Origin of the sequence: Variovorax sp. Varisp36 (genome assembly GCF_047304235.1) — a bacterium.
Lineage (GTDB): Bacteria > Pseudomonadota > Gammaproteobacteria > Burkholderiales > Burkholderiaceae_C > Variovorax.
In genome coordinates this window covers 1-22,582 of record NZ_JBGLYU010000005.1, presented here as the reverse complement: position 1 = coordinate 22,582, position 22,582 = coordinate 1, and the positions used below count along the sequence as shown (strand labels likewise).

General features: G+C 66.2%; 23 protein-coding genes and 2 pseudogenes. 12 read left to right on the top strand and 13 right to left on the bottom strand.

All coding sequences use genetic code 11. From position 1 onward, the window contains the following. Positions 1-93: 93 nt before the first annotated feature. Positions 94-891 (top strand): IclR family transcriptional regulator, encoded by a 798-nt coding sequence (locus ACCD11_RS04700; RefSeq protein WP_413312634.1) that lies wholly within the window; start codon positions 94-96, stop codon positions 889-891. Positions 892-924: 33 nt separating this feature from the next. Here ACCD11_RS04700 and ACCD11_RS04695 read toward each other — a convergent pair whose 3' ends face one another. Further along, positions 925-1,782: an alpha/beta fold hydrolase gene (locus ACCD11_RS04695; protein WP_081502650.1), complete on the bottom strand. Its 858-nt coding sequence runs from the start codon at positions 1,780-1,782 to the stop codon at positions 925-927. Between the two features lie 134 nt (positions 1,783-1,916). Next, a complete protein-coding gene (locus ACCD11_RS04690; RefSeq protein WP_413312633.1) occupies positions 1,917-2,801 on the bottom strand; it encodes a LysR substrate-binding domain-containing protein in 885 nt (294 codons plus the stop codon). 70 nt (positions 2,802-2,871) lie between these two features. On the opposite strand from ACCD11_RS04690, the gene ACCD11_RS04685 reads away from it, so the two are divergent. The 5 genes from ACCD11_RS04685 to ACCD11_RS04665 are packed head-to-tail and all read left to right on the top strand — an operon-like array spanning position 2,872 to position 6,570. Next, complete coding sequence (locus ACCD11_RS04685) at positions 2,872-3,711, top strand: amidohydrolase family protein (RefSeq protein ID WP_413312632.1); 840 nt, start codon at positions 2,872-2,874, stop codon at positions 3,709-3,711. Then, positions 3,708-4,508 carry an SDR family NAD(P)-dependent oxidoreductase gene (locus tag ACCD11_RS04680; protein ID WP_007832850.1) on the top strand — a complete coding sequence of 267 codons (801 nt, stop codon included), beginning with the start codon at positions 3,708-3,710 and terminating at the stop codon, positions 4,506-4,508. Before ACCD11_RS04685 ends, ACCD11_RS04680 begins: the two co-directional genes overlap by 4 nt. A 37-nt stretch (positions 4,509-4,545) precedes the next feature. Continuing rightward, positions 4,546-5,505 (top strand): Bug family tripartite tricarboxylate transporter substrate binding protein, encoded by a 960-nt coding sequence (locus ACCD11_RS04675; RefSeq protein ID WP_413312631.1) that lies wholly within the window; start codon positions 4,546-4,548, stop codon positions 5,503-5,505. After that, complete coding sequence (locus ACCD11_RS04670) at positions 5,502-6,029, top strand: carboxymuconolactone decarboxylase family protein (RefSeq protein WP_413312630.1); 528 nt, start codon at positions 5,502-5,504, stop codon at positions 6,027-6,029. The genes ACCD11_RS04675 and ACCD11_RS04670 overlap by 4 nt, the downstream gene beginning before the upstream one ends. A gap of 13 nt (positions 6,030-6,042) precedes the next feature. Then, a complete protein-coding gene (locus ACCD11_RS04665) occupies positions 6,043-6,570 on the top strand; it encodes a hypothetical protein (protein ID WP_413312629.1) in 528 nt (175 codons plus the stop codon). Between the two features lie 24 nt (positions 6,571-6,594). Here ACCD11_RS04665 and ACCD11_RS04660 read toward each other — a convergent pair whose 3' ends face one another. The 7 genes from ACCD11_RS04660 to ACCD11_RS04630 are packed head-to-tail and all read right to left on the bottom strand — an operon-like array spanning position 6,595 to position 12,348. Then, a complete protein-coding gene (locus ACCD11_RS04660) occupies positions 6,595-7,893 on the bottom strand; it encodes an MSMEG_0569 family flavin-dependent oxidoreductase (RefSeq protein ID WP_413312628.1) in 1,299 nt (432 codons plus the stop codon). Between the two features lie 32 nt (positions 7,894-7,925). After that, positions 7,926-8,210, bottom strand: a complete 285-nt coding sequence (locus ACCD11_RS04655; RefSeq protein WP_413312627.1) for an MSMEG_0570 family nitrogen starvation response protein — start codon at positions 8,208-8,210, stop codon at positions 7,926-7,928. After that, positions 8,201-9,211, bottom strand: a complete 1,011-nt coding sequence (locus ACCD11_RS04650; RefSeq protein WP_413312626.1) for a sll0787 family AIR synthase-like protein — start codon at positions 9,209-9,211, stop codon at positions 8,201-8,203. Before ACCD11_RS04650 ends, ACCD11_RS04655 begins: the two co-directional genes overlap by 10 nt. Further along, entirely contained in the window at positions 9,208-9,768 is a 561-nt protein-coding gene (locus tag ACCD11_RS04645; RefSeq protein WP_007832837.1) for an MSMEG_0567/Sll0786 family nitrogen starvation N-acetyltransferase, read from the bottom strand. Before ACCD11_RS04645 ends, ACCD11_RS04650 begins: the two co-directional genes overlap by 4 nt. 2 nt (positions 9,769-9,770) lie before the next feature. Further along, on the bottom strand, positions 9,771-10,841 hold the full coding sequence (locus ACCD11_RS04640; RefSeq protein WP_007832836.1) for an MSMEG_0568 family radical SAM protein: 1,071 nt from the start codon (positions 10,839-10,841) through the stop codon (positions 9,771-9,773). Continuing rightward, positions 10,804-11,850 carry a Nit6803 family nitrilase gene (locus ACCD11_RS04635; protein ID WP_007832835.1) on the bottom strand — a complete coding sequence of 349 codons (1,047 nt, stop codon included), beginning with the start codon at positions 11,848-11,850 and terminating at the stop codon, positions 10,804-10,806. The genes ACCD11_RS04640 and ACCD11_RS04635 overlap by 38 nt, the downstream gene beginning before the upstream one ends. A 15-nt stretch (positions 11,851-11,865) precedes the next feature. Then, on the bottom strand, positions 11,866-12,348 hold the full coding sequence (locus tag ACCD11_RS04630) for an MSMEG_0572/Sll0783 family nitrogen starvation response protein (protein ID WP_007832834.1): 483 nt from the start codon (positions 12,346-12,348) through the stop codon (positions 11,866-11,868). A 351-nt stretch (positions 12,349-12,699) separates the two neighbouring features. Here ACCD11_RS04630 and ACCD11_RS04625 point away from each other — a divergent pair, with 351 nt between their 5' ends. The 4 genes and pseudogenes from ACCD11_RS04625 to ACCD11_RS04610 form a co-directional block, all read left to right on the top strand. Beyond that, positions 12,700-14,100, top strand: a complete 1,401-nt coding sequence (locus ACCD11_RS04625) for a PLP-dependent aminotransferase family protein (protein WP_413312625.1) — start codon at positions 12,700-12,702, stop codon at positions 14,098-14,100. A gap of 246 nt (positions 14,101-14,346) precedes the next feature. After that, complete coding sequence (locus ACCD11_RS04620) at positions 14,347-15,777, top strand: aldehyde dehydrogenase family protein (protein WP_413312796.1); 1,431 nt, start codon at positions 14,347-14,349, stop codon at positions 15,775-15,777. A 20-nt stretch (positions 15,778-15,797) separates the two neighbouring features. Next, entirely contained in the window at positions 15,798-17,123 is a 1,326-nt protein-coding gene (locus ACCD11_RS04615; RefSeq protein ID WP_413312624.1) for an NAD(P)/FAD-dependent oxidoreductase, read from the top strand. Positions 17,124-17,194: 71 nt separating this feature from the next. Beyond that, positions 17,195-17,467 (top strand): annotated as a pseudogene (locus ACCD11_RS04610) (FAD/NAD(P)-binding oxidoreductase); the annotation flags it as partial. Positions 17,468-17,907: 440 nt separating this feature from the next. Here the strand turns inward: ACCD11_RS04610 and ACCD11_RS04605 are convergent. From ACCD11_RS04605 to ACCD11_RS04590, 4 genes are read right to left on the bottom strand one after another with little or no spacing between them, the layout of a single operon-like run. After that, complete coding sequence (locus tag ACCD11_RS04605; RefSeq protein ID WP_413312623.1) at positions 17,908-18,909, bottom strand: NADP-dependent oxidoreductase; 1,002 nt, start codon at positions 18,907-18,909, stop codon at positions 17,908-17,910. Between the two features lie 56 nt (positions 18,910-18,965). After that, positions 18,966-19,487 (bottom strand): alpha/beta fold hydrolase, encoded by a 522-nt coding sequence (locus ACCD11_RS04600; RefSeq protein WP_413312622.1) that lies wholly within the window; start codon positions 19,485-19,487, stop codon positions 18,966-18,968. Between the two features lie 56 nt (positions 19,488-19,543). Beyond that, positions 19,544-20,530 (bottom strand): MDR family oxidoreductase, encoded by a 987-nt coding sequence (locus ACCD11_RS04595; protein ID WP_413312621.1) that lies wholly within the window; start codon positions 20,528-20,530, stop codon positions 19,544-19,546. 34 nt (positions 20,531-20,564) lie between these two features. Next, the gene (locus tag ACCD11_RS04590; RefSeq protein ID WP_413312795.1) at positions 20,565-21,353 is read right to left on the bottom strand and encodes an SDR family NAD(P)-dependent oxidoreductase; all 789 of its coding nucleotides are present in this window, start codon (positions 21,351-21,353) and stop codon (positions 20,565-20,567) included. A gap of 141 nt (positions 21,354-21,494) precedes the next feature. On the opposite strand from ACCD11_RS04590, the gene ACCD11_RS04585 reads away from it, so the two are divergent. Both ACCD11_RS04585 and ACCD11_RS04580 read left to right on the top strand, forming a co-directional pair. Continuing rightward, complete coding sequence (locus tag ACCD11_RS04585) at positions 21,495-22,100, top strand: TetR/AcrR family transcriptional regulator (RefSeq protein WP_413312620.1); 606 nt, start codon at positions 21,495-21,497, stop codon at positions 22,098-22,100. A gap of 121 nt (positions 22,101-22,221) precedes the next feature. Beyond that, a pseudogene (locus tag ACCD11_RS04580) lies at positions 22,222-22,507 on the top strand (IS3 family transposase); the annotation flags it as partial. Positions 22,508-22,582 lie beyond the last annotated feature (75 nt).

Sequence of the window (22,582 nt, the reverse complement as noted above, 5' to 3'; positions counted from 1 at the left end):
CGCGCACCCCCCTATTTCCAACAGATGGAAATCGGTGATACGCTGCCCGGCGCCTCTCCCCACGTTTTCAGCGCCACACGCCACTCGCGGAACATGTCGAACACACCCTCTGAAAAAGCGCGCCGGCCACACCACGAAGACCCGATGCTCAACCGGTCGCTCGTGCGCGGTGTCGAGGTGCTCAGAGCGTTCAGGCCAGGCGCCGATCTGCTTGGCAACGGCGAACTCGCGGAACGCACGGGACTGTCTCGCGCCACCGTGAGCCGCCTGACGCAGACGCTGGTGGAAACCGGCCTGCTGGAGCACGATCGCGCCCGCCGGGCCTACCGCCTCGCCGCACATGTCTTGAGCCTGGCCCATGCGATGCGCGCGGGCTCGCCGGTGCTGAACACGGTCGCCCCGCTGATGCGCGCGCTGGCCGAAAAGATGCGCATCAACGTCGGCCTGGCGGTGCCCGATCGCGACGAAATGGTCTATCTCGAATCCGTTCGCTACAACCGCCGCGTCGCGCTACGCCATGTGGTGGCAGGTCAACGGGTGCCGATGGAACTCACTTCGTTGGGCCGCGCCTATCTGGCGGTCGCTCCGGAATCCACGAGGCGAGCGCTGCTGGCACTGTTCCGCAGCAGACGCTCCACCGGATGGGGGCAGTTGCGAGACGAGATCAAGTCCGCGAAACTCAGCATCGAGCAGCGCGGCTACTGCAGCGCCGCATGGCAACCGGAAGTGATCGCCCTGTCAGCACCGATCGTGCTGGCGGATCGCCCGATCTATGTGCTCAACGTCAGTGTCGCCACCGCCGCCAACATGGACGACGTGGAGCAGGAACTCAGCGGCCCATTGCTTTCCTTGAGGGAGAAAGCGACGGCCGCTCTTCTGGCATCCGCCTGAGCAGGCCTTCGGCCGCAAACCTGCATTCACCGCTCAGACAGCGAGGTACACCTTTCGCGCGAAGGACGCGATGGCGTCGCTCATCGCGCGCGGTTGCTCTGGAGCCATTGCATGCCCCGCGTCGCGAACGATCTCGACGGTGACACGATCGCCCAGCATCGGCTTCATGATGTCGGGGACGACCACGGCGTCATGCTCGGCCTGAAGGTCGAGGATGGGTACGCGGTCGCCCGCGGAGAAGTAGTCATCCACGGGGGTGATCTCTCGGGCGCGACCTTGGGCATCGTGGGCCGCAGGAAACCAGCCGCCAAGCCACACGCTGGGATCGTGCCCCGGCGCAAAGAAAGCCTTGCGAAGGCACTCGAGCCTTCGAGGCTCCGACAGGGAGAGATCGCCCGCACCGTCGATCTCATCGCGCAGGCGGCTGTAGGGCTTCTCGGTCGACCCGGGAGGAAGCTTGCCGGCGGAAGCCGCCGCCATGACGACACCGCGTACGAGATCCGGCCGGTCTGCCGCCAGTGTGCGGGCGGGTTGACTGCCCCACGCATGGCCGACGATCACGATCGGACCGACTGCCTCGCTGTCGAGGACCGCGGCGACATCGCTCGCGAAGTCGTGCAGATCGAGCTCTTCCATCGGCCCCTTGCTGCGACCGATGCCGCGCGGTTCAGGTCGAAGGACGCGAAAGCCTGATGCTGCGAGATGGGCTGCAACGACGTCATAGTCTCGCCCCGATCGAGCCAGCGACGGCAGGATGCAGACAACGGGCCCCGTGCCCTGGTCAGTGAATTCGATCTGGACATCCGCACTCGCGCGTGCCGGGCGGTATGAGATCAGCTTGCTCCGTGAAAGAGCCCCGCCTGCGGGAGTTGACTGGTTTTCGATGGACATGGTGCCGGAGTCTCCGTGGCGATACCAGCATTCGTAAGCTGGTCGCTCCTATATCAGCTATGTCTTCCAGCTATGCCTGTGCTCGCATTCGAGATCGCGAGCGACTTGTACCTACGGCCGCAGGTCCGACCCGGCTAGCGCTGCCGGAAATCCAGTTCCTGCAAGAGCTGTGCGGTTCCCCGTGTCAGGCGCGTTGCGGGACGCGCCACCGGCGTCGCCAGCATCAACGCATTCCAGATCGTCGGCGGACCGATGGGCGCGCGCTGCAGCTTCTCGTTGCCGCTCGCCCGGAGTGCGCTTTCCGGAAGGATCGTGCATCCAACACCCGTCGCGACCAATGCGAGCACGGTCTGGACGGCACCGACTTCCGCAAGAACCTGCAACTGGATTCGACGCGGATTCAACACGGAGTCAAGCAAATGGCGAATCGCATTCGGAGCGCTCGGCAGCACCATCGGGTAGTTCGCCAATGCGGCCAGGCCTACTTTGGCCGGCAATCTGCTTGCGGGCGGTGCGACCAGCAGCAGCTTCTCTCGCATCAGCGGCTGGAACGTCAACTGGGGTGAGGCCGCGGGGTCGAACAGAAGCGCAAGATCCAGCCTTCCCGCAATCAACGACTCGCGCAGTGCCACGCTCAGTCCTTCGAGCACCGTGATCACTGCGCGCGGGAACCTCTCTCTGAATCGCTGGACAAGCGGCGTGCTCAGCCCCAACGCCACGCGGGGCGGCATGCCGACGATGATCCGGCCGGCAGGGCTTTCATCCATGTCGCGCAACTCGTCGCGGGCTTGCCAGGAAATGTCGAGCATCGCGCGGGCATGAATGAGCAAGGCCTCCCCCGCCTCGGTCGGCACCACGCCACGCCCCGTTCGCACGAGCAGCCGTTGTCCGAGGTCGGCCTCGAGAAGTGCGATCTGTCTGCTCAGACTGGGCTGGGCGAGGTCGAGTACCACAGCACCTCGGCTGAGACTCCCGGCGTCGACCACCGTGACAAAGTAGAGAAGCTGCCGCAATTCCATAGCGGATGAGCATAGCTGATATAGACATGCATACCTATCACCGATATCCACGGGTTGCAACACTCGCGGCATGACATTGACTCTTCCATCCGGGGCATGCAATGCACATTGCCATGTCTTCGGCCCTCGATCACGCTTTCCGTATGCACCCGGGGCCGCCTTCGTTCCCCAGGAAGATGCGCCCAAGGAAGCCCTGTACGCGCTGAACGACAGCCTGGGCCTGACGCGCTGCGTGGTGGTCCAGTCGAGCTGTCACGGCTTCGACAACAGTGCGACAGAAGACGCCGTCACATCACGTCCCAGCGACTATCGTGGCATTGCCCTGCTGCCAACGGACGTCCACGATGCCGAACTTCAACGCCTCCACGCAGCCGGTTTCCGGGGCGTTCGCTTCAACTTCATGGGACATCTGGGACGGCATACGCCGATCGAAGCCGTCCTTGCACTGGCCGCGCGCATCGCGCCGCTGGGCTGGCACCTGCAGATACATGGCGACCCTGCCCTGCTGACCGATCTGGCGCCGGCGCTGCGACGCTCCCCGACACCCGTGGTGATCGACCATATCGGCCGGATCGACGCGGCCCTCGGCCTGAACCAACCGGACTTCCAGGCGCTGCTGATGCTGATGGCCGACGAGCGCTTCTGGGTGAAGGTCAGCGGCATGGACCGCATCACGCGCCTGGGGCCTCCTTACGCAGACGCTCAAGCCTTCGCCAGGACATTGGTCGCGGAATTCGGCAACCGCGTGCTGTGGGGCAACGACTGGCCCCACCCCAACCACGGAGGGCCCATTCCGGACGAGCGGCAACTGGTCGATCTCATCGCCGAGATCGCACCGAGCCAAGCCGCGCGCGAAGCGTTGCTCATGCACAACCCCCAACGACTTTATCAATTTGGAGACAACCAATGAGCTTGCGATTTGCGAACAAGGTGGCCATCGTGACCGGCGCCGGATGTGTCGGTGCCGGCTGGGGAAACGGCCGCGCCATTGCAGTGCGGCTGGCGGAAGAAGGCGCCAGGGTGCTGGCGGTCGACCGCGATCGTGCGCGGCTTGACGAAACCCTGGAGCTCGCCGGCGCTGCACGCGCCTCGATCACGCCCTGGGTCTGCGACGTGACCAGCAGCGACAGCGTCGCTGCCATGGCGGCGGCTTGCCTGCAGACCTACGGAACGATCGACATCCTGGTCAACAACGTCGGTGGCTCCGCCGCCGGAGGGCCGGTGGAACTTGCCGAAGACGCATGGGATTCGCAGATCGACATCAACCTCAAGAGCGTGTTCCTGACCTGCAAGCACGTGCTTCCCACACTCCTGGCCAAGGGCGCGGGCTCCATCGTCAACATCTCGTCGACCTCGGGCATGCGCTGGACCGGCAGCGCGCAAGTGGCCTATGCGGCGACCAAGGCGGGCGTCATTCAAATGTCGCGCGTCATTGCCGTTCAACACGCCGCGAAGGGCGTGCGGGTCAACAGCGTGGTGCCGGGGCAGTTGCACACACCGATGGTCGAGACGCGGCTGGCCAGGCAGCGCGCAGGCGGCGACGTCGAGGCGCTGCTCGCCCAACGCCAGAAACGCATCCCGCTCGGCTTCATGGGCGACGGCCGCGACACCGCGAGCGCCGTGCTGTTCCTGGCCAGCGACGAGGCACGCTTCATTACCGGCACGGAGCTGGTCGTGGATGGCGGCATGACAGCACGTTGCGATTGAACGCATTCCAACAATTCCCCTGACGGAGACAAAACTCGTGATCAAGCAATTTCTTCTCGCCGCCGCGCTCGGCCTTTCCATCGCAACCAACGCAGTTGCTCAAACGCAAGTCATGCGCATCGTCGTCACCTTCGCGCCGGGAGGCCCGGTCGAACTGGTCGCACGAATCATGGCGGAACGGCTGGGCAAGGAACTGGGGCGCACGGTCATCGTCGAAAACAAGCCGGGCGCGAACGGAGCGATCGGCGCTGTGAGCGTGGTGCGCTCCCCGCCGGACGGCAACACGGTCTGGCTGACCAGCGTGGGCGCCGCCGCCATCAACCCTGCGCTCTACAAGAGCTTGCCCTATGACATGCAACGCGATTTCGCGCCTGTTGCCGTGGTCGTCAACAACGTCGAACTGCTGGTCGCGAATCAGGACGAACCTTCGAAGGATGCCGCCGAGTTCGTGGCGGCCACGAAAAACCGCCCCAACCCCACCGCCATCGCGTCGTCCGGCATCGGAAGCATTCCGCACCTGGCCATCGAGCAGTTGAAGGACGCCACTGGTGCCAAGCTCCTGCACGTTCCCTACAAAGGTGGAGCCCTCGCCATCACCGACCTGATGGGCGGGCAGGTACGCGGCTTCTTCGGCGATGTGCCAGGGCTGCTCAACTACGTGCAGGGCGGACGTCTCAAGGCACTTGGCGTGGCGTCGCCCAAGCGCCTGCCGTCGTTGCCGGACGTCAAGACCCTGGAGGAGCAAGGCATCAAGGGCGTGGACACGAACAACTGGTATGCCATGTTCGCGCCCGCCAAAACGCCTGCGGCCGTTGTCGACGCAATCAACAAGGCCGTGCGCAACACGCTGGCCGATCCGCAGGTGCGGGAGAAGCTGCTCAAGGCGGGCACCGAGCCCGCGCCATCGACGCCCCAGGCGCTGGCCGCGCTGCTGAAGCACGACACCGACAAATGGGCCAAGCTGATCCAAGACAAGAACATCAGGATCGATCAATGACCACCTCCCACATCCGCGTGCCTTTGGTACAACCCGGCACGGTGCCCGAACTGGCCGAGGTCGAGTCCCGCATCATGGCGGAGCGCGGTCGCGTCTCCCTGCTCTACCAGGTGCTGCTCAACAGCGGCCCGATCGCTTCGGGCTGGGAGCGCCTGCTCACGGCCGTGCGCAACCAGACCGGCGTGCCGGCGGATCTGCGCGAACTGATCATTCTTCGCGTCGCCGTACTCAACGGCGCGAGCTTCGAGTTCGACGCGCATGTGCCCCACGCACAGAAGGCCGGCGTCGGCAGCGAGAAGATCGCGGCCGTTCGCGACGAGGCATTGCCGGACGTCTTCACGCCGATGGAACGCCTGGTGCTGGAACTCACCGACACCATGACCCGGCAGATCGTCGTGCCGCAGGCCCTCATGACGCAGGTGCAGCAGCACTTCGATGCCAGGGGCGTCGTGGAGCTCGTGGCGACGGTGGCGGCCTACAACATGGTGTCACGGCTGCTCGTGGCACTGAACGTCGCGCACTGAAACGAAACGAGCGATGCAAGACCTTTGGCTGCTCAAGCTGGACGCACCTGCTGCATCCGACGAATTGCTCATGGCCGAACTTCATCGGCTCCATCCGGAAGCCCGGCCCTGGCAGGCCGTGGACGACGGCGCGATCTACCTCTACCTGCCGGGCGACGCATTGCCGATCGACGCACTCCCGCGCGGCGGCTCCGGGTGGCATCGCCTTGTCTGCACACAGGAGATAGCGGGCGCTTCGCAAGGCCGGGTCGCCCCGTTCCACTACGTTGTGGAGACAGACGTACTTCCGGAATTCGAGGAAGAACTCAACGCCTGGTATGCGCAGGAGCATCTGCCCGGGCTGGCCGCGGTCAAGGGAACGGTGCGGGCCTCGCGCTACGTCGTTGCTTTCGGCTCTCCCCGGTACTACGCCTGCTACGACCTCGAAAGCCCGGACGCACTCGACAGCCCGGCATGGCTGGCGGTGCGCGCAACGGCATGGAGCTCACGCGTTCGACCGGCATTTCGCAATGCGCGAAGGACAATGTTCTTCAAGCGCTGAACACCATCGGCACATGTTCGATCACTAGGCGGCATGGAGTGTTCGTGCCACTGCGGCATGGCTCTCGCGCAGTTTCGATTTTCTATTTTCGATGGCTTCCGCGAGGAACGCCGCATCACCGGCTACGCCCGAGAAGCGCCCCGACCCCCAAGTGTGCAGCCACGGCAGGCCCAGGAAGTACAGGCCCGGTTCGTTCGTCACCCCGCGCAGGTGCACCGGCGCACCGCGCCCGTTGAACACCGGCGCATCGACCCACGCGAAGTCCGGCGAGAAGCCGATGCACCATACGACGCTGCCGATGCCCGCCGCCGCAAGGTCGAGCCGCGTGCGTTCTTGCGCCGGCTCCCACACGGGCGTGTAGACCGAAGGCGGTGGCGCCTCGATGCCCTTCGCCGCAATGTGTTTGTCGATCGACGCGTTGATGCGGTTGTAGGTGTCGTCCGCGGCATCGAGGTTGTCGCGCAGGTTGGGCTGCAGCTCGAAGTTTCCGCTGTCGAAGCCGCTCAGCACCCCATACAGCTCCATGCCTTCGAGCGCGAAGCGCCGCAGGTCGATGTCGCGCCCGCCGTCGCGGCCGGTCACATAGTGGTTGGTGTTGTCGCGCACGCCTTCGCGCAGCGGATGCTCGGTGACGGGCATCTCGTAGTACTTCATCTCGGCGAGCCAGTCGACCACCTCGCGGCCGCGGTAGAAGCGCGCGCAGCGCGGCGCGTGGCCTGTGGCCAGGTGAACCTTGCGGCCGGCCAGGTGCAGGTCTTCGGCAATCTGCGCGCCCGACTGGCCGCAGCCCACCACCAGCACCGCGCCCTCGGGCAGCTGCGCCGGGTTGCGGTACTGCGCCGAGTGGAACTGCGCCACACCCGCAGGCAGCTTCTCGGCGAGGCGCGGCACGATGGGGCGGTGGTAGCCGCCCGAGGCCACGACCACCTGGTCGGCGGTGTAGAGGCCGGCGTCGGTCTGCACGTTGAAGCGCTCGCGTTCTCCATCGCGCGAGACGCGCTCGACCGTCACGCCCTCGATGGCCGGTGCCTTCACATGATCGACGAAGCCTGCGAGCCATTCGTTGATCTGGTCCTTGACCATGAAGCCGTGCGGATCGCTGCCGAGGTAGCTCCATCCCGGCAGCTGGCACTGCCAGTTGGGCGTGACGAGGCAGAACGAGTCCCAGCGCTGCGTGCGCCAGGTGTGCACCAGGCTGCGCTTCTCGATCACGAGGTGGTCGATGCCGCGCTGCTGCAGGCAGTGGCTCAGCGACAGGCCGGCCTGGCCGCCGCCGACGATGACGACGCTGTAGTGGCTGCGTCCGCCGTAGGGGTGTGACATGGGGTGCTTCTTTCTCTCTGGGGATGGAGTCGTCAGTCGAAGGCGACGACGGTGACCTGCGCGCCGGCGGTTTCCGCGAAGCGCGCAGCGATGTGTTCGATCTCCGCGAGCTGGTCCATCGCCTGCGAGCACGCGAAGCCGTACTTCGCGCGCACGCGCTCGCTGGCGAGGCCCAATGCCTCGCGCGCGTGCTGCATGAACTCACCGAGGGCATAGGGCTCGCCGGGCACGAGGTGTTCGCGCACCACGCTGGAGGGCGAGTAGCAGCGGGTCTCGCTGGCGTCGGGCCAGCGTACGCGGAAGTGCGTCACCGGCATGCGGCGGTCTCCGGTCGAATGGCGGGTGGCTGGATGAAGGCGTCACTGCCGAAGTCCCACAGCAGGGCTTCTTCTCCACCGGCACGCAGGTGCACCTGCCGCGTGGCGTCGACCTCGCCGATCACGCCGCAGGCGATGTCGCGCGCGGCGAAGCGCGCCAGTACCGAGCCCACCTGCGCAGGCGCGACGCTCAGCACGAAGCCGTAGCTCGGAAACGAGGACAGCCAGCGCATCAGCGGCACGCCCGCGGGCCTGGGCAGTGCGTCGAGCTCGATGCGCGCGCCCACGCCCGAGCACTCCAGCAGCATCATGGCCGTGCCCACCGCGCCCGCCATGCTGATGTCCTTGGCTGCACGGCACAGGCCTTCTTCGGCCAGCGCGGGCAGCACTTCGAGGTCGGCGCGCAGGCGCGCGGCGGGCGCGGCGGTCGATGCGTTCCAGTAGGGAAAGGGCTCCTCGTAGGCGCCGCGCAGGTCGGCCGCCATCACGAGCAGGTCGCCGGGCTTCGCATCGAAGCTGGTGAGCAGACTGCGCGCATGGCCGAGGATCGCGACCGCGAGCTGCGGCCGCTCGCTGCGGTTGTTGCTGTGGCCGCCGACGATGGGCACGCCGTAGCGCACAGCCGCCTCGGCCAGCCCGCGCAGAACATCGTCCGCAGGGCTCATGCCGGTGCTCCACAGTGCATCGACCACGGCGGTCGGCCGGCCGCCCATGGCGTAGATGTCGCTCACGTTGACCATCACACCGCAGTAGCCCGCGAACCACGGCATGCGCACGATGAAGTCCTCGACCAGCCCCTCGATGGCGAACAGCAGGTAGCCGCCGTGACCGTCGGGAATGGCGGCGCAGTCGTCGCCGATGGGCACGGCCTGCGCGAGCGCCGCGTGGCCGCCCGGAAGCGCCCGACCGAGGGCGGAGACCACATCGCTGATGTCGCGCTTGTGGGCGAAGCCGCGCGTGGCGCGAAGGGCTTCGGCGATTTCGCGGACGTTGTCGGTCATGGCAGCACCTTGGAGCGCGTGACGAAACCGCTCACGGGGTCGTGGCAGGGCGGGTACCAGCCGAGCTCGGCCTGCATGCGTGCATGCGGGCGGCCGTGCACGCCGGTTTCTTCGAGCAGTTGCCAGCCCAGCTTGCGAAAGAGCGGCACGTTCTGCATCTGCACCTGCGCGAAGAAGCGCTTGCAGCCAAGCGCGTTGGCGCGCGAAACCGCCAGGCGGATCAGCGTCACGCCCAGGTGGCCCTGGCTGCGGAACGCGGGATGCACGGCAAGGCGTGAGCCCCACCATTCGCCATCTGCCTCCCCGCGGTGGATGCGCACCGTGCCCACCACCTGCTCCGGCATGCCCGCCGCGCAGGACATCGCCACCAGCAGTTGCGCGTGGTCGTCGATGGCATCGCGGTCGTCGCGCACGAAGATGCCCTGCTCGATGCAGAACACCGCCCGGCGCAGCCCCATCGCTTCGTCGCGCTCCCACTGCTGCGCCGCCTCGCGCACCAGGTACTCGACCGGCGCGTAGTGCAGGTCGAGCTCGCTCAGGTCGTCGATGCACAGCATGGTCAGCTTTCGTAGACGGACAGCGACGAGCACGCGCCGCACTTGCCGCAGCCGGCCTTGATGTCGGCCGAGCGCAGGCCCGCCGCCACCACGCGCTCGCCCAGCGGCGCGAGCAGCGACTTCATGAACTCGGGCGTGGGCGCCGGATGGTCTTCGAGCGGCGTGCCGCTGATCGGCACGAAGGGCACGACGAAGGGGTACACGCCGCGCGCGAGCAACTGGTCGCAGGTGTCGAGGATGGCTTCGCGCGTATCGCCCAACCCCGCCAGGATGTAGGTGCTGACCTGCCCGCGTCCGAACACGCCCACGGCCGCCTCGAAGGCGCTCATGTAGCGCGAGACAGGCACGCTCGCCTTGCCCGGCATGAGGCGTTCGCGAACCTCGGGCGTCACCACTTCCAGGTGCATGCCCAGCGTGTCGATGCCGGCCGCCTTCATGCGGTGGAACCACTGGTCGTCGTCGGGCGGCTCGCACTGGCCCTGGATGGGAATATCCACCGCGGCCCTGATGGCGAAGGCGCTCTCGCAGAGGATGGCGGCGCCGCGGTCGGTGGCGTTGGGCGTGCCGGTGGTCATCACCATGTGCTTCACGCCGTCGAGCAGCACGGCGGCGCGCGCCACCTCGGCGAGTTGCTCGGGCGTCTTGCGCGCTACCGTGCGGCCGGCCGCGAGCGACTGGCCGATCGCGCAGAACTTGCAGCTCTTTTTCCGGCTCTCGTAGCGGATGCAGGTCTGCAACACCGTGGTGGCGAGCACGTCGCTGCCGTGCAGCGTGGCGATGTGCGAATAGGGCACGCCGTCGAAGGTCTGCATCGCGTAGAAGCGCGGCTGCTTCGGAAAGCTGATGCTGGCAATGGGAATGCTGCCGCGCATCACGCGGCTCATGCCCTGCGCGTCGGGCGCCTCGGCGGTGAAGGGCGAGTGCCAGGCCGTGGAGGTGTGGACCGGCACCATGATCGTGTGGCCGTCCACCGTCACGGCCTTGTGGTCCGAGGGGCCCGCGCCGCCGCGGCGGCTCGCAACGCCCGCCGAAGGATCAACCAGCCGCAACCCGAAGGACTGGAGCTCGGTCATCAGTTGCCGGCTGTCTTGCTGTGTCGTCGTGGTGGTCATGGTCGGAGCTCCGTTGAACAAAGGGTTGCGTGAGATGCATCGGCACGGTGGTTTGCGCCGGCCGGTCGTTGATGGCGAGCGACAGCAGTTCGGGCCGCGCATAGTGGCCGACCGAATCCATCATTCGCTTGCGCTTGGCGATGAGCGCCATGTCGAGGTCGGCCACCACCATGCCCTCTCCCTCGGTGAGCGGCGGCGCGAGGTGCTTGCCCTCGGGCGAGACGATGGCGGTGTGGCAGCCGCCGCGCAACGCCTTCTGCAGGTTGGCGTCGGGCGTGACCGAGCGGATCTGCTCGTCGCTGAGCCAGCCGGTGGCGTTGACCACGAAGCAGCCCGACTCCAGCGCGTGGTGGCGGATGGTCACTTCCATCTGCTCCGCGAAGATCGGGCCGACCAGCGAGCCGGGGAACTGCGCGCAGTGAATCTCCTCGTGCTGCGCCATCAGCGCGTAGCGCGCGAGCGGGTTGTAGTGCTCCCAGCAGGCCAGCGCGCCGACGCGACCCACTGCGGTGTCGACCACCTTCAGCCCCGCGCCGTCTCCCATGCCCCAGACCATGCGCTCGTGGTACGTGGGCGTGATCTTGCGGCGCTTGAGCGCGAGCGTGCCGTCGGCATCGAACACCAGCTGCGTGTTGTAGAGGCTGCCGTGGTCGCGCTCGTTCACGCCGAGCACCACGACCATGCCGTGATGGCGCGCGCGCTCGGCCACGGCCTGCGTGACCGGGCCCGGCACGACCACCGCGCGTTCAGCCAGCCGCAGGTGCGGCGCACCCTGCAGCACCGGCGGCAGCACGAAGCTGAAGTAGGGGTAGTAGGGCACGAAGGTCTCTGGAAAGACCGCGAGCTGCGCGCCCTTGGATGCGGCCTCGTCGATGGCGCTGCACACCCGGTCGAGCGTGCCGTCGGGCCGGTCGAGGTCGGGCGCGATCTGGATCGCCGCGGCACGCACGATGCGGGATGTGGAAGCCATCGCCGGTGCCCTGCCCTACAGCGTCCAGGTGTCGAGGATGACCGCGCCGGCCTTCTTGTGCAGCAGCACCAGGTCCAGCACGTCCAGCGGGTTGATCGGCGTGATGCCTTCGATCAGCGCCCCTTCGCCGTGGCCGTACAGCGCCTGCAGCGCGAAGCGGCAGGCGTAGACCTTGCCGCCTTCTTCCATGAACTTGCTGATCTGCTTGTTGAAGTTCTGGTGGCCCGGGAAGGCCTCGTCGCCCAGCGTGGGAAAGCCGCGCTGCACGCCCAGCGTCACGCCGGGGCCGTACAGCAGCACGGAGGTTTCGTAGCCCTTGCGGCGCAGGCGCGTGGCCTGCAGCAGGTTCACGAAGCCGATGGAACCTTCGAAGGCGACCGTGTGGAAGGTGACGAGCGCCTTCTCGCCGGGGTCGGCCTTGACATCTTCGAACACCTTCTCTTCGTAGTCGACGAGGTACTCGCCTTTCTCGTTGCGGGGGCGGGTGACTTTGGGCATGGGGTACTCCGGTTGAGGGGTTGAACGCAGGTCTTGCGTGCCTTTCTCTTTGCAGGCGATGTGCCAGCGTGCGGCCGGGTGCGTGCGATCAACTCGCGATCAATGTGCAGCGGTGCGCCTTGCGTGCGGATAAAAAAATTCGGAAGGCCGCAAAGGCGGGCACGCACAGAGGCTGCCGGCCGGTTTCCGCACCGCGACGACGCACCCGCCATGCGATCAATGCACCCGATCAATGAGGTTGATCGCACCCGATCGAAGCATTCGGCGCCTCCGGGGCGGGCGCGATTCCTGCGTGCTTGATCGGTGGCCCGATGCAATCAATGGATGCAATCAACTTCGACGATCCGCCCCATGCCCACGATCACCACCCACTGGCGCAAGCAGCTGCGCAACAGCGACCGGCCGGCCTACCTGCTGCTGGCCGATCTGATCGCCGACGACATCAAGACAGGCCGCCTTGGCGTGCGCGACCGCCTGCCTACGTTGCGCGAGCTCGCGGCCGACCTGGATCTCAACTACACGACGGTGGCGCGCGGCTATGCCGAGGCGCGCAAGCGCGGCCTGATCGACTCGCGCGCCGGCACCGGCACCTTCATCCGCTCCGGCAGCCCCAGCCTGCGGCTGCGTGGCGGCAGCGGCGCCGAGATGACGATGAACATGCCGCCAGAGCCCGACGACGCGCACCTGATGGCGCGGCTGCACGAGAGCGCGAGCCGTGCCTTCGCCGAGATCGACTTCCACGACCTGCTGCGCTACCAGGACTTCGGCGGCACCGCGCACGACCGCGAAGTGGCCTTGCAATGGCTGCGACCCTTCGTGCCGCATGCGAGCGTGGACCGCATCCTGGTGTGCCCCGGCATCCACGGCGTGCTCACGGCGCTGTTCTCGCAGCTCGCGCGGCCGGGCGAGCTGATCTGCGTGGAGTCGCTCACCTACCCGGGCGTGAAGGCCATCGCGGCGCAACTGGGCGTGCAGCTGCATGCGCTGCAGCTGGACGACGACGGCCCCATCGCCGATGCCTTCGAGCATGCCTGCAAGACGCTCAAGCCCAAGGCGCTGTATTGCAACCCGACGCTGCTGAATCCGACCGCCGGCACCGTGTCGCGCGCACGGCGGGAAGCGCTGGCCGACGTGGCGCTGCGCTATGCCATTCCGATCATCGAGGACGACGCCTACGGCATGCTGCCGCGCCAGACGCCGGGCACCATCGCCACGCTTGCCCCCGCGCTCACTTACTACGTTAGCGGGTTCTCCAAATGTTTCGGCGCGGGGCTGCGCAGCGCGTACGTGTGTTCACCGACGGTGGTGCAGTCGCAGCGCCTCGCGGGCGCGATGCGCGCCACCACCGTGATGGCCTCGCCGATCACCAATGCGCTGACCACGCTGTGGGTGGAAGACGGAACGACCGAGGCGATGCTGCAGGCGGTGCGCGCCGAATCGGGGGCGCGGCAACTGCTCGCGACGCGCCATCTGGGCGACAGCGGGTTGCAGGCACACCCTGAGGGCTTTCATGCATGGCTGCCGCTCACACCGGGCTGGAGCCCGGTGGAGTTCGCGTCCTACCTGCGCACCCAGAACGTGGGCGTGGTGGCGAGCGCAGCATTTTCGACGGATGGCGATCCGCCAGATGCGGTGCGCATTTGCCTGGGCGGGCCGATGTCGCGGGAGCAGTGCGATCAGGCGCTGAGGCTCATCGCCGACACGCTGGCGCATCCGCTGCATCCGCACTCGACATTGCAGAAGCGCGGTTAGCCGATCACACGGAGAGCGAGGTCGAGGCGTCGGCAGAACGGATGGCGTGATGGCACGATCTGCTGTAGCGACTCGCACAACCGCAGTCTGCTTTGTGCAAGACCCCCATTGCAGCACCGGCGCGAGGGGCACGCGGCCTAGACTTTTGGACATCCACAAGTCCGACCTCAGCCCCTTTTCCAAAGGACCAACTCCGTGAACTCCTCCATCGTCGAACGCCTCCGGAGCACTGGCCGTCTGGACCGCATGTTCATCGACGGCGAGTGGGTGCTGCCCCAGGGGCAGGCTCGCGCCTCCGTCATCGACCCGTCGACCGAGGAACCCGTTGCGGAGATCGCGCTGGGAACTGCGCAGGACGTCGATGCGGCGGTGGCTGCGGCGCGGCGCGCCTTCGCCGCCTGGTCCGTGAGCTCCGTCCGGAGCAGGGTCTTGCTTCTCGACCGTGTCCACGCCCTGATCCTCGAACGAGCAGAGTCGTTCGCCCAGGTGATCTCGCAGGAGATGGGCGCTGCCATCGGCTTTGCGCGCAGCACACAGGTGCCGGTCGCGGCGCAGCACATCCGCGTGGCCCGGGACAATCTGGCCAGCTATCCGTTTCTTACCCATCGGGGGGACGTGGCCATCATGCGCGAGGCCATCGGCGTGTGCGGCCTGATCACTCCCTGGAACTGGCCGCTCTACCAGATCACCGCCAAGGTCGGGCCGGCCTTGGCGGCGGGATGCACGCTGGTCCTGAAGCCCAGCGAACTGTCGCCGCTGAGCGCCCTGCTCTTTGCGCAGGTGATGCAAGACGCCGGCATCCCGCCGGGCGTTTTCAACCTGGTGAGCGGCACTGGGCCGGAGGTCGGCGCCGCGCTGTCGGCGCATCCGGACGTGGACATGATCTCGATCACCGGCTCGACCAGGGCCGGCGTCCTGGTGGCCCAGGCGGCCGCCCCGACGGTGAAGCGCGTGGCTCAGGAACTCGGCGGGAAATCGCCCAACGTGATCCTGCCGGACGCGGACCTGGTGCGAGCCGTGCCAGCAGGTGTGGCGGCCGCCTTGCGCAACGTCGGCCAGTCGTGCAGCGCGCCGACGCGCATGATCGTGCCGCGTGAGCACCTCCAGGAGGTCGAACGCATCGCGCACGAAGCGGCGTCCAGCTTCGTCGTGGGCGATCCGCGCGCCGAGCAGACCACGCACGGCCCTGTGGCGAATCGCGCCCAGTTCAATCGGGTGCAGGAAATGATCGGCATCGGAATCGCCGAAGGCGCGCGGCTCGTTTGCGGCGGCCTCGGCCGGCCCGAGGCCTTGAGCCGCGGTTTCTACTGCCGTCCGACCATCTTCTCCGCGGTGCATCCGCGGATGCAGATCGCGCAAGAGGAGATCTTCGGGCCGGTACTCGCGATCATTCCGTACGACAGCGTCGACGAGGCCGTGGAGATTGCCAACGGCACCGTCTACGGCCTGGGCGCTCACGTTCAGGGGCAGGACCTTGCAGCGGCACGCGCCGTCGCGGCGCGCATCCGCTCCGGGCAGGTGCACATCAACTATCCGGCCTGGAGCCCCCATGCACCCTTCGGCGGATACAAGCGCTCGGGGAACGGCCGCGAATACGGCATCGAAGGTCTCGAGGAATACCTGGAAACCAAAGCCATTCTTGGCTTCCAGGAAAGCAGCGAAAGCGTCCAGGCTTGAATCGACGAGCGAGATTCATCATGTCCCCTCCGCTGCACCATCTCAACACTTCCTCCAAGCCGCCGGCCTCCGCTGACGTCGTCGTGATCGGCGGCGGCATCATCGGCGTCTTTACCGCCTACTACCTGGCCAAGCGCGGTGTATCGGTCGCCCTGGTCGAAAAGGGAAGGATCGGCGCCGAGCAATCGAGCCGCAACTGGGGCTGGTGCCGGCAGCAGAACCGGGACGCTCGCGAACTGCCGATGGCGAGCAAGAGCCTTGATCTCTGGGAACGGTTTGCCGCTGAAAGCGGGGAAGACACGGGCTTCCATCGCTGCGGGCTCCTGTATCTCAGCAACGACGAGGCCGAGCTGTCCCGCTGGTCCAGCTGGCGCGATTTTGCGAAGACCGCCGGCGTGGCGACCTACGTGCTCGGCAGCCGCGAGGCCGCCGAGCGCGGCCGAGCGACCGGCCGCGCCTGGAAAGGCGGCGTCTTCTCGCCCAGCGACGGCACCGCTGATCCTGGCAAGGCTGCGCCCGCCGTGGCCGCTGCGCTCATCAAGCTTGGCGGCAGCGTCAACCAGAACTGCGCGGCCCGCGGCATCGAGACGGAAGGCGGGCGGGTCAGCGGCGTCATCACCGAAGCCGGGGTCATCAGGACCAGGACGGCCGTGCTGGCCGGGGGCGCGTGGGCCTCCTCGTTCTGCCGCCAGCTCGGCATCCGTTTTCCGCAGGCCTCGATCCGGCAATCCATCCTCAGCGTGTCCCCCGTGGAGCACCGCCTTCCGGATGCCCTGTTCACCTCAGGCGTCTCCGTGACGCGCCGCAACGACGGACGCTACGCACTGGCCATCAGCGGCCGCGCACGCGTGGACGTGACACCCCAGTTCATGCGCTTCGCCCCGCAATTCGTGCCCATGTTCGCCAAGCGCTGGCGCAACCTTCTTCCGGGGGGCCTGGAAGGCATTCGCGGTGGCCACGAAACGCTGGGGCGGTGGCGGCTCGATGCGCCGACGCCGATGGAGCGGGTGCGCATCCTCGATCCGAAGCCATGTTTGTCCACGATCAGGGAGACCCACCGACGCGCCGTCGAGCTCCTGGCCGAACTGCGCGAAGCAAGGATCACGCACGCCTGGGCCGGCTTCGTCGACAGCACGCCGGACGGTGTGCCCGGCATCGGCGAAGTGCCGGGCCTGCCGGGCTTCATCCTGGCTGCGGGCTTTTCCGGACACGGCTTTGGCATCGGCCCCGGGGCCGGCCACCTTGTCGCGGACCTTGCCACCGGTGCCAAACCGATCGTCGATCCCATACCGTACCGGCCCGAGCGGTTCAGCGACTCAGCATGGGGCAAGGTCGCTGATTTCTAGGCCGCGCCTGCGACGCGCCGAACCCTGCCCTGCATCTACGGCATCGCGACAACGGAGATCAAAGGCTCCAGCATCGCGTGCCGGCCGACGACGTGATTGCCTGCCGCTGCCAGGAAGCCACGGCCGGCGAACTGCGCCGATCGGTTGCCCTGGGCTGCCTGGGGCCGAGCCAGGGCAAAGCCTTCACGCGCTGCGGCATGGGCCCCTGCCAGGGCCGCCTTTGCGGCCTCACCGCCACCGAGGTCATCGCACATGAGCGCGGCGTCTCTCCGGCCGAGGTCGGTCACTACCGGATCTGCTCTCCCATCAAGCCGATCACGCTCGAAGAGCCTGCCGCACGTTGATTCCGGCCAGACGCAGACCTGGTCGAGCCGCTCGCCGGCCAACTGGGGCTGCCGGTATTCGTCACGCGACCCTTGTGAAATCGGCTCGGCGACGAAACGTAAGCAGGCCATAGGCTCTCAGCCGAGCCGCCAGCGGCGTCACGAAGCCGCAGACGCATCCCCGAGCAGGCCACGCTGAAGTGCGACACGCACGCCCTCGGCCCGAGACCGGCAATCGAGCGCCGCCAGCGAGTGCCGGACATGCATCTCGACGGTGCGGTGGCTCAGTCCCATCACCCGGCAGGTTGGTCTTGGCAGACGTGCTTGGCAACCTATGGACGTACCGCAACTGCATTGGATGCGCTGCGAAACAACCGAAAGGCGACCCCCATGCGAACCCAGACCGACATCGAATCGAACGCACTCCAAGGCATGCGAGGCATTCGAGGCATGCCCGGCGGCTACCTCATTTGCACCACGACCTTGCCCTTTGCGCGCCCACTGTCGACGTAAGCCAAAGCTTCGTGGGTGTCCTGAAACGGGAATACCTTGTCGACGACCGGGTGGATGGCACCCGATTCGACGAGCGAAGTGATCTCGCGCAACTGCGCCCCATCGGCCCGCATGAAGACGAACGAGTATTCGCTCCCGATCTTTTTTGCCTTCTTCCTGATGCCGAAACTCAGCAGGCGCAGCACCTGCTGGAGCGGCCAGGCCAGTCCTCGCGCGACGGCGAACGCCGGGGTGGGCGGCCCCGAGATGGAGATGAGATGCCCGCCCGGCTTGAGAACCTGGACGGATTTGTTCAGCTCGTCGCTGCCGAGGCTGTTCAGCACCACGTCGTAGCCGCGAAGCACCGTGGCGAAGTCCTGCTGCTTGTAATCGATGACGACGTCCGCGCCCAGGGATTTCATCCAGGCGATGTTGGCCGTACTCGTGGTCGTGGCCACGAACGCGCCGAGATGCTTGGCAAGCTGAATGGCGATGGTGCCTACGCCGCCGGAGCCGGCATGGATCAGCACCTTCTGCCCCTTTTTCAGCTTGGCGGTCTCGACCAGCGTCTGCCAGGCCGTCAGGGCCACCAGGGGAAGGGATGCGGCCTCGACCATGCCGAGTTTCGCGGGCTTCAACGCCACCGAAGATTCCTTGATGGCAATGAACTCGGCGAAGGTGCCGATGCGATCGTCGTCGGGGCGTGCATAGACCTCGTCACCGGGCTTGAAGTTGCGAACGCGGGGGCCGACGCGCATGACCGTTCCGGCCACGTCGTTGCCCAGGATCAGCGGGAGGCGGTAGGGAAGAATCAGCTTGAATTCGCCGCTCCTGATTTTCGAATCCAGGGGATTGATGCTCGCCGCGTGGATCCGGATCAGGACGTCATCGTCCCGGACCTCGGGGTCGGGCATCTCGCCGATGCGGCCGACTTCCTTCTTTCCGTAACGATCGATGATGAAAGCTTTCATGGGGGTTTTTTCAGGTTTTTTGATTGAAGCCGGTCGCCGAGGATGCCGACGTTCAGTCATTGAGGAAGGCCAGCGCCTTGGGCACGAACTCGCCGTGGTACTGGAAAATCCCCCCATGCCCGGCGTCCTTGTAGCTGACCAGTTGCGAGCCGGGAATGCGCTCCGACATCGTCGATGCCTTTGCCGCCTGCCGGCCCCGTGCCGGTCAGGATGAGTCGGCGCACCAGCGCGGGTGCTTTCAGCACGATGTCCTGCGCCACGAATCCTCCGAGGGAGAAGCCAAGCAGGTCGATCTTCTCGAAACCCAGCGCGTGGATCAGTGCGATCGCATCTCGTGCCGTCGCATCGATGGTCACGGGTGCCGTTCCGCCTGAAGCGCCGATACCCCGGTAGTCGATGGCGATGATGCGATGCCGGCGGGAAAGCCCATCGACGATACGCGGGTCGAAATTGTCGAGGACCGCGCCCCAGTGGTTGAGCAGGACCAGCGGCACGCCGCTGCGCGGCCCCAGGTCGCGGTACGCGAACGCAGTCCCGTCGACATCGATCGATTGGGTGGGGGTGTCGATATAGGGCATGCGCTATCCTGGGTGCCGGTCGGTCGGGGTCAACGTCATCGTCATCGCGTTGGCGGTCAGGCGTTCACGTCGACGATGGTGCGCCCCTGAACCTTCCCTGCGAGGACTTGGCTGGCGATTTCAGGAACCCCTGCCAGGCCAATCACCTTGGTGGTCCGTGCAAGCTTGCCCAGATCCAGGTCGCTGGCCAGGCGCGACCACGCCTGCAGCCGCACAGGCTGCGGCGCATTGACCGAGTCGATGCCGGCGAGGGTGACGTTGCGCAGGATGAACGGCAGCACGGATGCCGGCAGATCCGCGCCCTGTGCGAGGCCGAAGGCCGCGACCACGCCGCGATACCGGGTCTGCGCCAGGACGTTCGCCAGCGTATGGCTGCCGACCGAATCGATGGCCCCGGCCCACCGCTCCTTGGCGATCGGTGCGCCCGCTTCGGACAGGGTGTGGCGGTCGATGACGTCCGCCGCGCCCAGCGCACGCAGGTAGGCGGCTTCGTCGAGTCGGCCGGTCGACGCGATCACGCGATAGCCCAAGCCCGACAACAGCGTGATAGCCACGGAACCGGCGCCGCCATTGGCGCCGGTCACCAGGATGTCTCCACGCTCGGGCGTCAGGCCCCCATGCTCCAGTGCGAGCACGGACAGCATGGCGGTGAACCCGGCGGTGCCGATGGCCATGGCATCCCGGGTCGAAAAGACCTCCGGGATCTTGACCAGCCAATCACCGCTCACCCGCGCCTTCTGCGCGAAGCCACCATGGTGCGTCTGACTCAGTCCCCAGCCGGTCGCCAGCACACGGTCGCCGGCGACGAGGCCGGGATAGCTCGACGACTCGACGACACCGGCAAAGTCGATACCCGGAATCAGCGGAAACTGGCGAATGACCGGTGACCGGCCACTGAGCGCCATCGCGTCCTTGTAGTTCACCGTCGAGTACTCGACCGCGACGGTGACGTCGCCCGGCATCAGATCCTCTTCCTTGAAGTCGACCAGGCTGGTTGATATGGTGTCGCCGGTCTTGCTGGCGAGCAGTGCCTTGAATGTCATGTGCTGTCCGTTCCGTTCTGAGCTGTTTGCGGTTTCAGGCGGCGGCTCGATAGCGCTCTGCCACATGCGCCTGCCGGATGTCTGCGATCAGGGTCTGCCGTGCCGCGTTCAGCACTTTCCAGCGCGCGGCATCATGCAGCGGCGGGATGGTCACGAGTTCGCGGCGGTCGAATCCGACCAGTGCGGCATCTACCAGCTCTTCCACTCCCATCAGATCAGGCATCGCGCTGCTGTCGATGCCCGCGCGCTCCCAGATCTCGGTACGGGTTCCGGCTGGCAACACCGCCTGCACATAGACACCCTTGGGCGCGAGCTCCAGGCTCAGCCCCTGGGACAGGAACAGCACGAAGGCCTTGGTCGCACCGTAGACCGACATGCCGAACTCGGGCGCCAGGCCGACCACCGAGCCGATGTTGACGATCGCGCCTTTGCCAGCCTGCGCCAGGCGCGGGGCGACGGCGCTCGCCAGCCTGACGAGTGCGGTGGTGTTGAGGCTGACCAGGCGGGCGACATCGTCTGTCGATTGGTCGATGAAGTGACCGGACAGCGCGGCCCCGGCGTTGTTGATCAGCATTTCGATCTTGGCGTCCTCGCGCAGGCGCATCTCGACTGCGGCCAGATCGCCGGGCTGGGTCAGGTCGGCCGGGAGGGTATCGACGGCAGCGCCGGTTTCCTCGCGCAGCCGCGCAGCGAGCGTTTCCAGCCGCGCCTTGTCGCGTGCCACCAGCACAAGGTCGTGGCTGCGGCGTGCGAAGCGGTCGGCATAGATGGCGCCAATGCCGGTCGAGGCGCCCGTGATGAGAACAGTGGAGCGGGAGGTCATGTGTTTTCTCTTGATCGAAAAGGTCGTTGGAGTTGATTTAATGATGTCGATCAACATCTTTGCTGTCAAGGGATTTGATGATGATCGACATCAATGTATATTCATAACTTCACTGATGGCACATCTAGAGAGATCCTGGACATGAAGGTCACCAAAGCGCAGGCGCAGGCGAACCGGGCACACATCGTCGAGACGGCCTCCACGCTGTTTCGCGAGCGAGGCTATGACGGGGTAGGGATTGCGGACTTGATGGCGGGTGCAGGATTCACCCATGGTGGCTTCTATAAGCACTTCGGGTCCAAGGCCGACCTGATGGCAGAGGCGGCAACATGCGGTTTTGCGCAGACGGCGGCCAAGGCCGAAGGCGTCGATGCGATGGAGTTCGTCAAGCACTACTTGTCCCGTGAGCACCGCGATGCTCCTGGTGACGGTTGCACGATGGCCGCACTATGCGGAGATGCCGCGCGTCAGACGGAGTCGATCAAGACGGCTTTTGCGGCCGGCGTTGAAAGCTTGCTGGCGAACCTGGCAAACCAATGCGGCGCGACAGAGGAAGGCAATCAGGGCGGCGACGCGCGTGCCATGCGGATCGACGTCATTGCACAGGTAATCGGCGCAATAGTGCTGTCACGGGCGTGTCCTGACGACTCACCACTCGCCGATGAAATTCTGGATGTCTGCCGCACTGCAGTCCTGTCGAGGCTTTCCTCGCCGACCCTTGGCGCCTCCCTTGCCCAGATCAGCTAGTGCAGACTCATGAAGATGAGGAGTCGAAGGCTGGACAACCATGGGCACGATGCGTCAAGGCATTGCGAAAAGTGACCCTTTGGGGGTGCGGACGAAAACTTGGACTACCAGGAGGTAGTTCATGTATTCCTACGAAGACAGGGTTCTAGCGGTCGAGCTCTACATCAAGCTCGGTAAACGCGTCAGAGCGACCATTCGTCAGTTGGGTTACCCAACAAAGAATGCCTTGAAGGGCTGGTGCCGGGAATTCGAGCAGCGCCTCGATGAGGGCCCTGGGCTATCCCGGTCGAGGGACGTTGACCGCATGGGTTCGCGAGGCGCTTCCTGAGACCATGAAGGCCATGGTTGGCAAGTCTGGGCCTCCAAGGTATCCAGAGGCATTGAAGCACGCCGGAGTCATCGGACTGTTGATTTCCATCCAGAAGTGACCCACTTGGCCGTGTGATTTCCATCTAAATCTGACCCACGTGATAACCCTAACC

Excerpts from the sequence above, each read along its gene's own strand:
- ACCD11_RS04685 (WP_413312632.1), top strand. The coding sequence starts at position 2,872 with ATGACATTGACTCTTCCATCCGGGGCATGCAATGCACATTGCCATGTC.
- ACCD11_RS04615 (WP_413312624.1), top strand. The coding sequence starts at position 15,798 with ATGTCCCCTCCGCTGCACCATCTCAACACTTCCTCCAAGCCGCCGGCC.
- ACCD11_RS04630 (WP_007832834.1), bottom strand. The coding sequence starts at position 12,348 with ATGCCCAAAGTCACCCGCCCCCGCAACGAGAAAGGCGAGTACCTCGTC.
- ACCD11_RS04665 (WP_413312629.1), top strand. The coding sequence starts at position 6,043 with ATGCAAGACCTTTGGCTGCTCAAGCTGGACGCACCTGCTGCATCCGAC.
- ACCD11_RS04595 (WP_413312621.1), bottom strand. The coding sequence starts at position 20,530 with ATGACATTCAAGGCACTGCTCGCCAGCAAGACCGGCGACACCATATCA.
- ACCD11_RS04590 (WP_413312795.1), bottom strand. The coding sequence starts at position 21,353 with ATGACCTCCCGCTCCACTGTTCTCATCACGGGCGCCTCGACCGGCATT.
- ACCD11_RS04660 (WP_413312628.1), bottom strand. The coding sequence starts at position 7,893 with ATGTCACACCCCTACGGCGGACGCAGCCACTACAGCGTCGTCATCGTC.
- ACCD11_RS04680 (WP_007832850.1), top strand. The coding sequence starts at position 3,708 with ATGAGCTTGCGATTTGCGAACAAGGTGGCCATCGTGACCGGCGCCGGA.
- ACCD11_RS04670 (WP_413312630.1), top strand. The coding sequence starts at position 5,502 with ATGACCACCTCCCACATCCGCGTGCCTTTGGTACAACCCGGCACGGTG.
- ACCD11_RS04620 (WP_413312796.1), top strand. The coding sequence starts at position 14,347 with ATGTTCATCGACGGCGAGTGGGTGCTGCCCCAGGGGCAGGCTCGCGCC.
- ACCD11_RS04690 (WP_413312633.1), bottom strand. The coding sequence starts at position 2,801 with ATGGAATTGCGGCAGCTTCTCTACTTTGTCACGGTGGTCGACGCCGGG.
- ACCD11_RS04585 (WP_413312620.1), top strand. The coding sequence starts at position 21,495 with ATGAAGGTCACCAAAGCGCAGGCGCAGGCGAACCGGGCACACATCGTC.
- ACCD11_RS04700 (WP_413312634.1), top strand. The coding sequence starts at position 94 with ATGTCGAACACACCCTCTGAAAAAGCGCGCCGGCCACACCACGAAGAC.
- ACCD11_RS04635 (WP_007832835.1), bottom strand. The coding sequence starts at position 11,850 with ATGGCTTCCACATCCCGCATCGTGCGTGCCGCGGCGATCCAGATCGCG.
- ACCD11_RS04645 (WP_007832837.1), bottom strand. The coding sequence starts at position 9,768 with ATGCTGTGCATCGACGACCTGAGCGAGCTCGACCTGCACTACGCGCCG.
- ACCD11_RS04640 (WP_007832836.1), bottom strand. The coding sequence starts at position 10,841 with ATGACCGAGCTCCAGTCCTTCGGGTTGCGGCTGGTTGATCCTTCGGCG.
- ACCD11_RS04600 (WP_413312622.1), bottom strand. The coding sequence starts at position 19,487 with ATGCCCTATATCGACACCCCCACCCAATCGATCGATGTCGACGGGACT.
- ACCD11_RS04695 (WP_081502650.1), bottom strand. The coding sequence starts at position 1,782 with ATGTCCATCGAAAACCAGTCAACTCCCGCAGGCGGGGCTCTTTCACGG.
- ACCD11_RS04625 (WP_413312625.1), top strand. The coding sequence starts at position 12,700 with ATGCCCACGATCACCACCCACTGGCGCAAGCAGCTGCGCAACAGCGAC.
- ACCD11_RS04655 (WP_413312627.1), bottom strand. The coding sequence starts at position 8,210 with ATGCCGGTGACGCACTTCCGCGTACGCTGGCCCGACGCCAGCGAGACC.
- ACCD11_RS04605 (WP_413312623.1), bottom strand. The coding sequence starts at position 18,909 with ATGAAAGCTTTCATCATCGATCGTTACGGAAAGAAGGAAGTCGGCCGC.
- ACCD11_RS04650 (WP_413312626.1), bottom strand. The coding sequence starts at position 9,211 with ATGACCGACAACGTCCGCGAAATCGCCGAAGCCCTTCGCGCCACGCGC.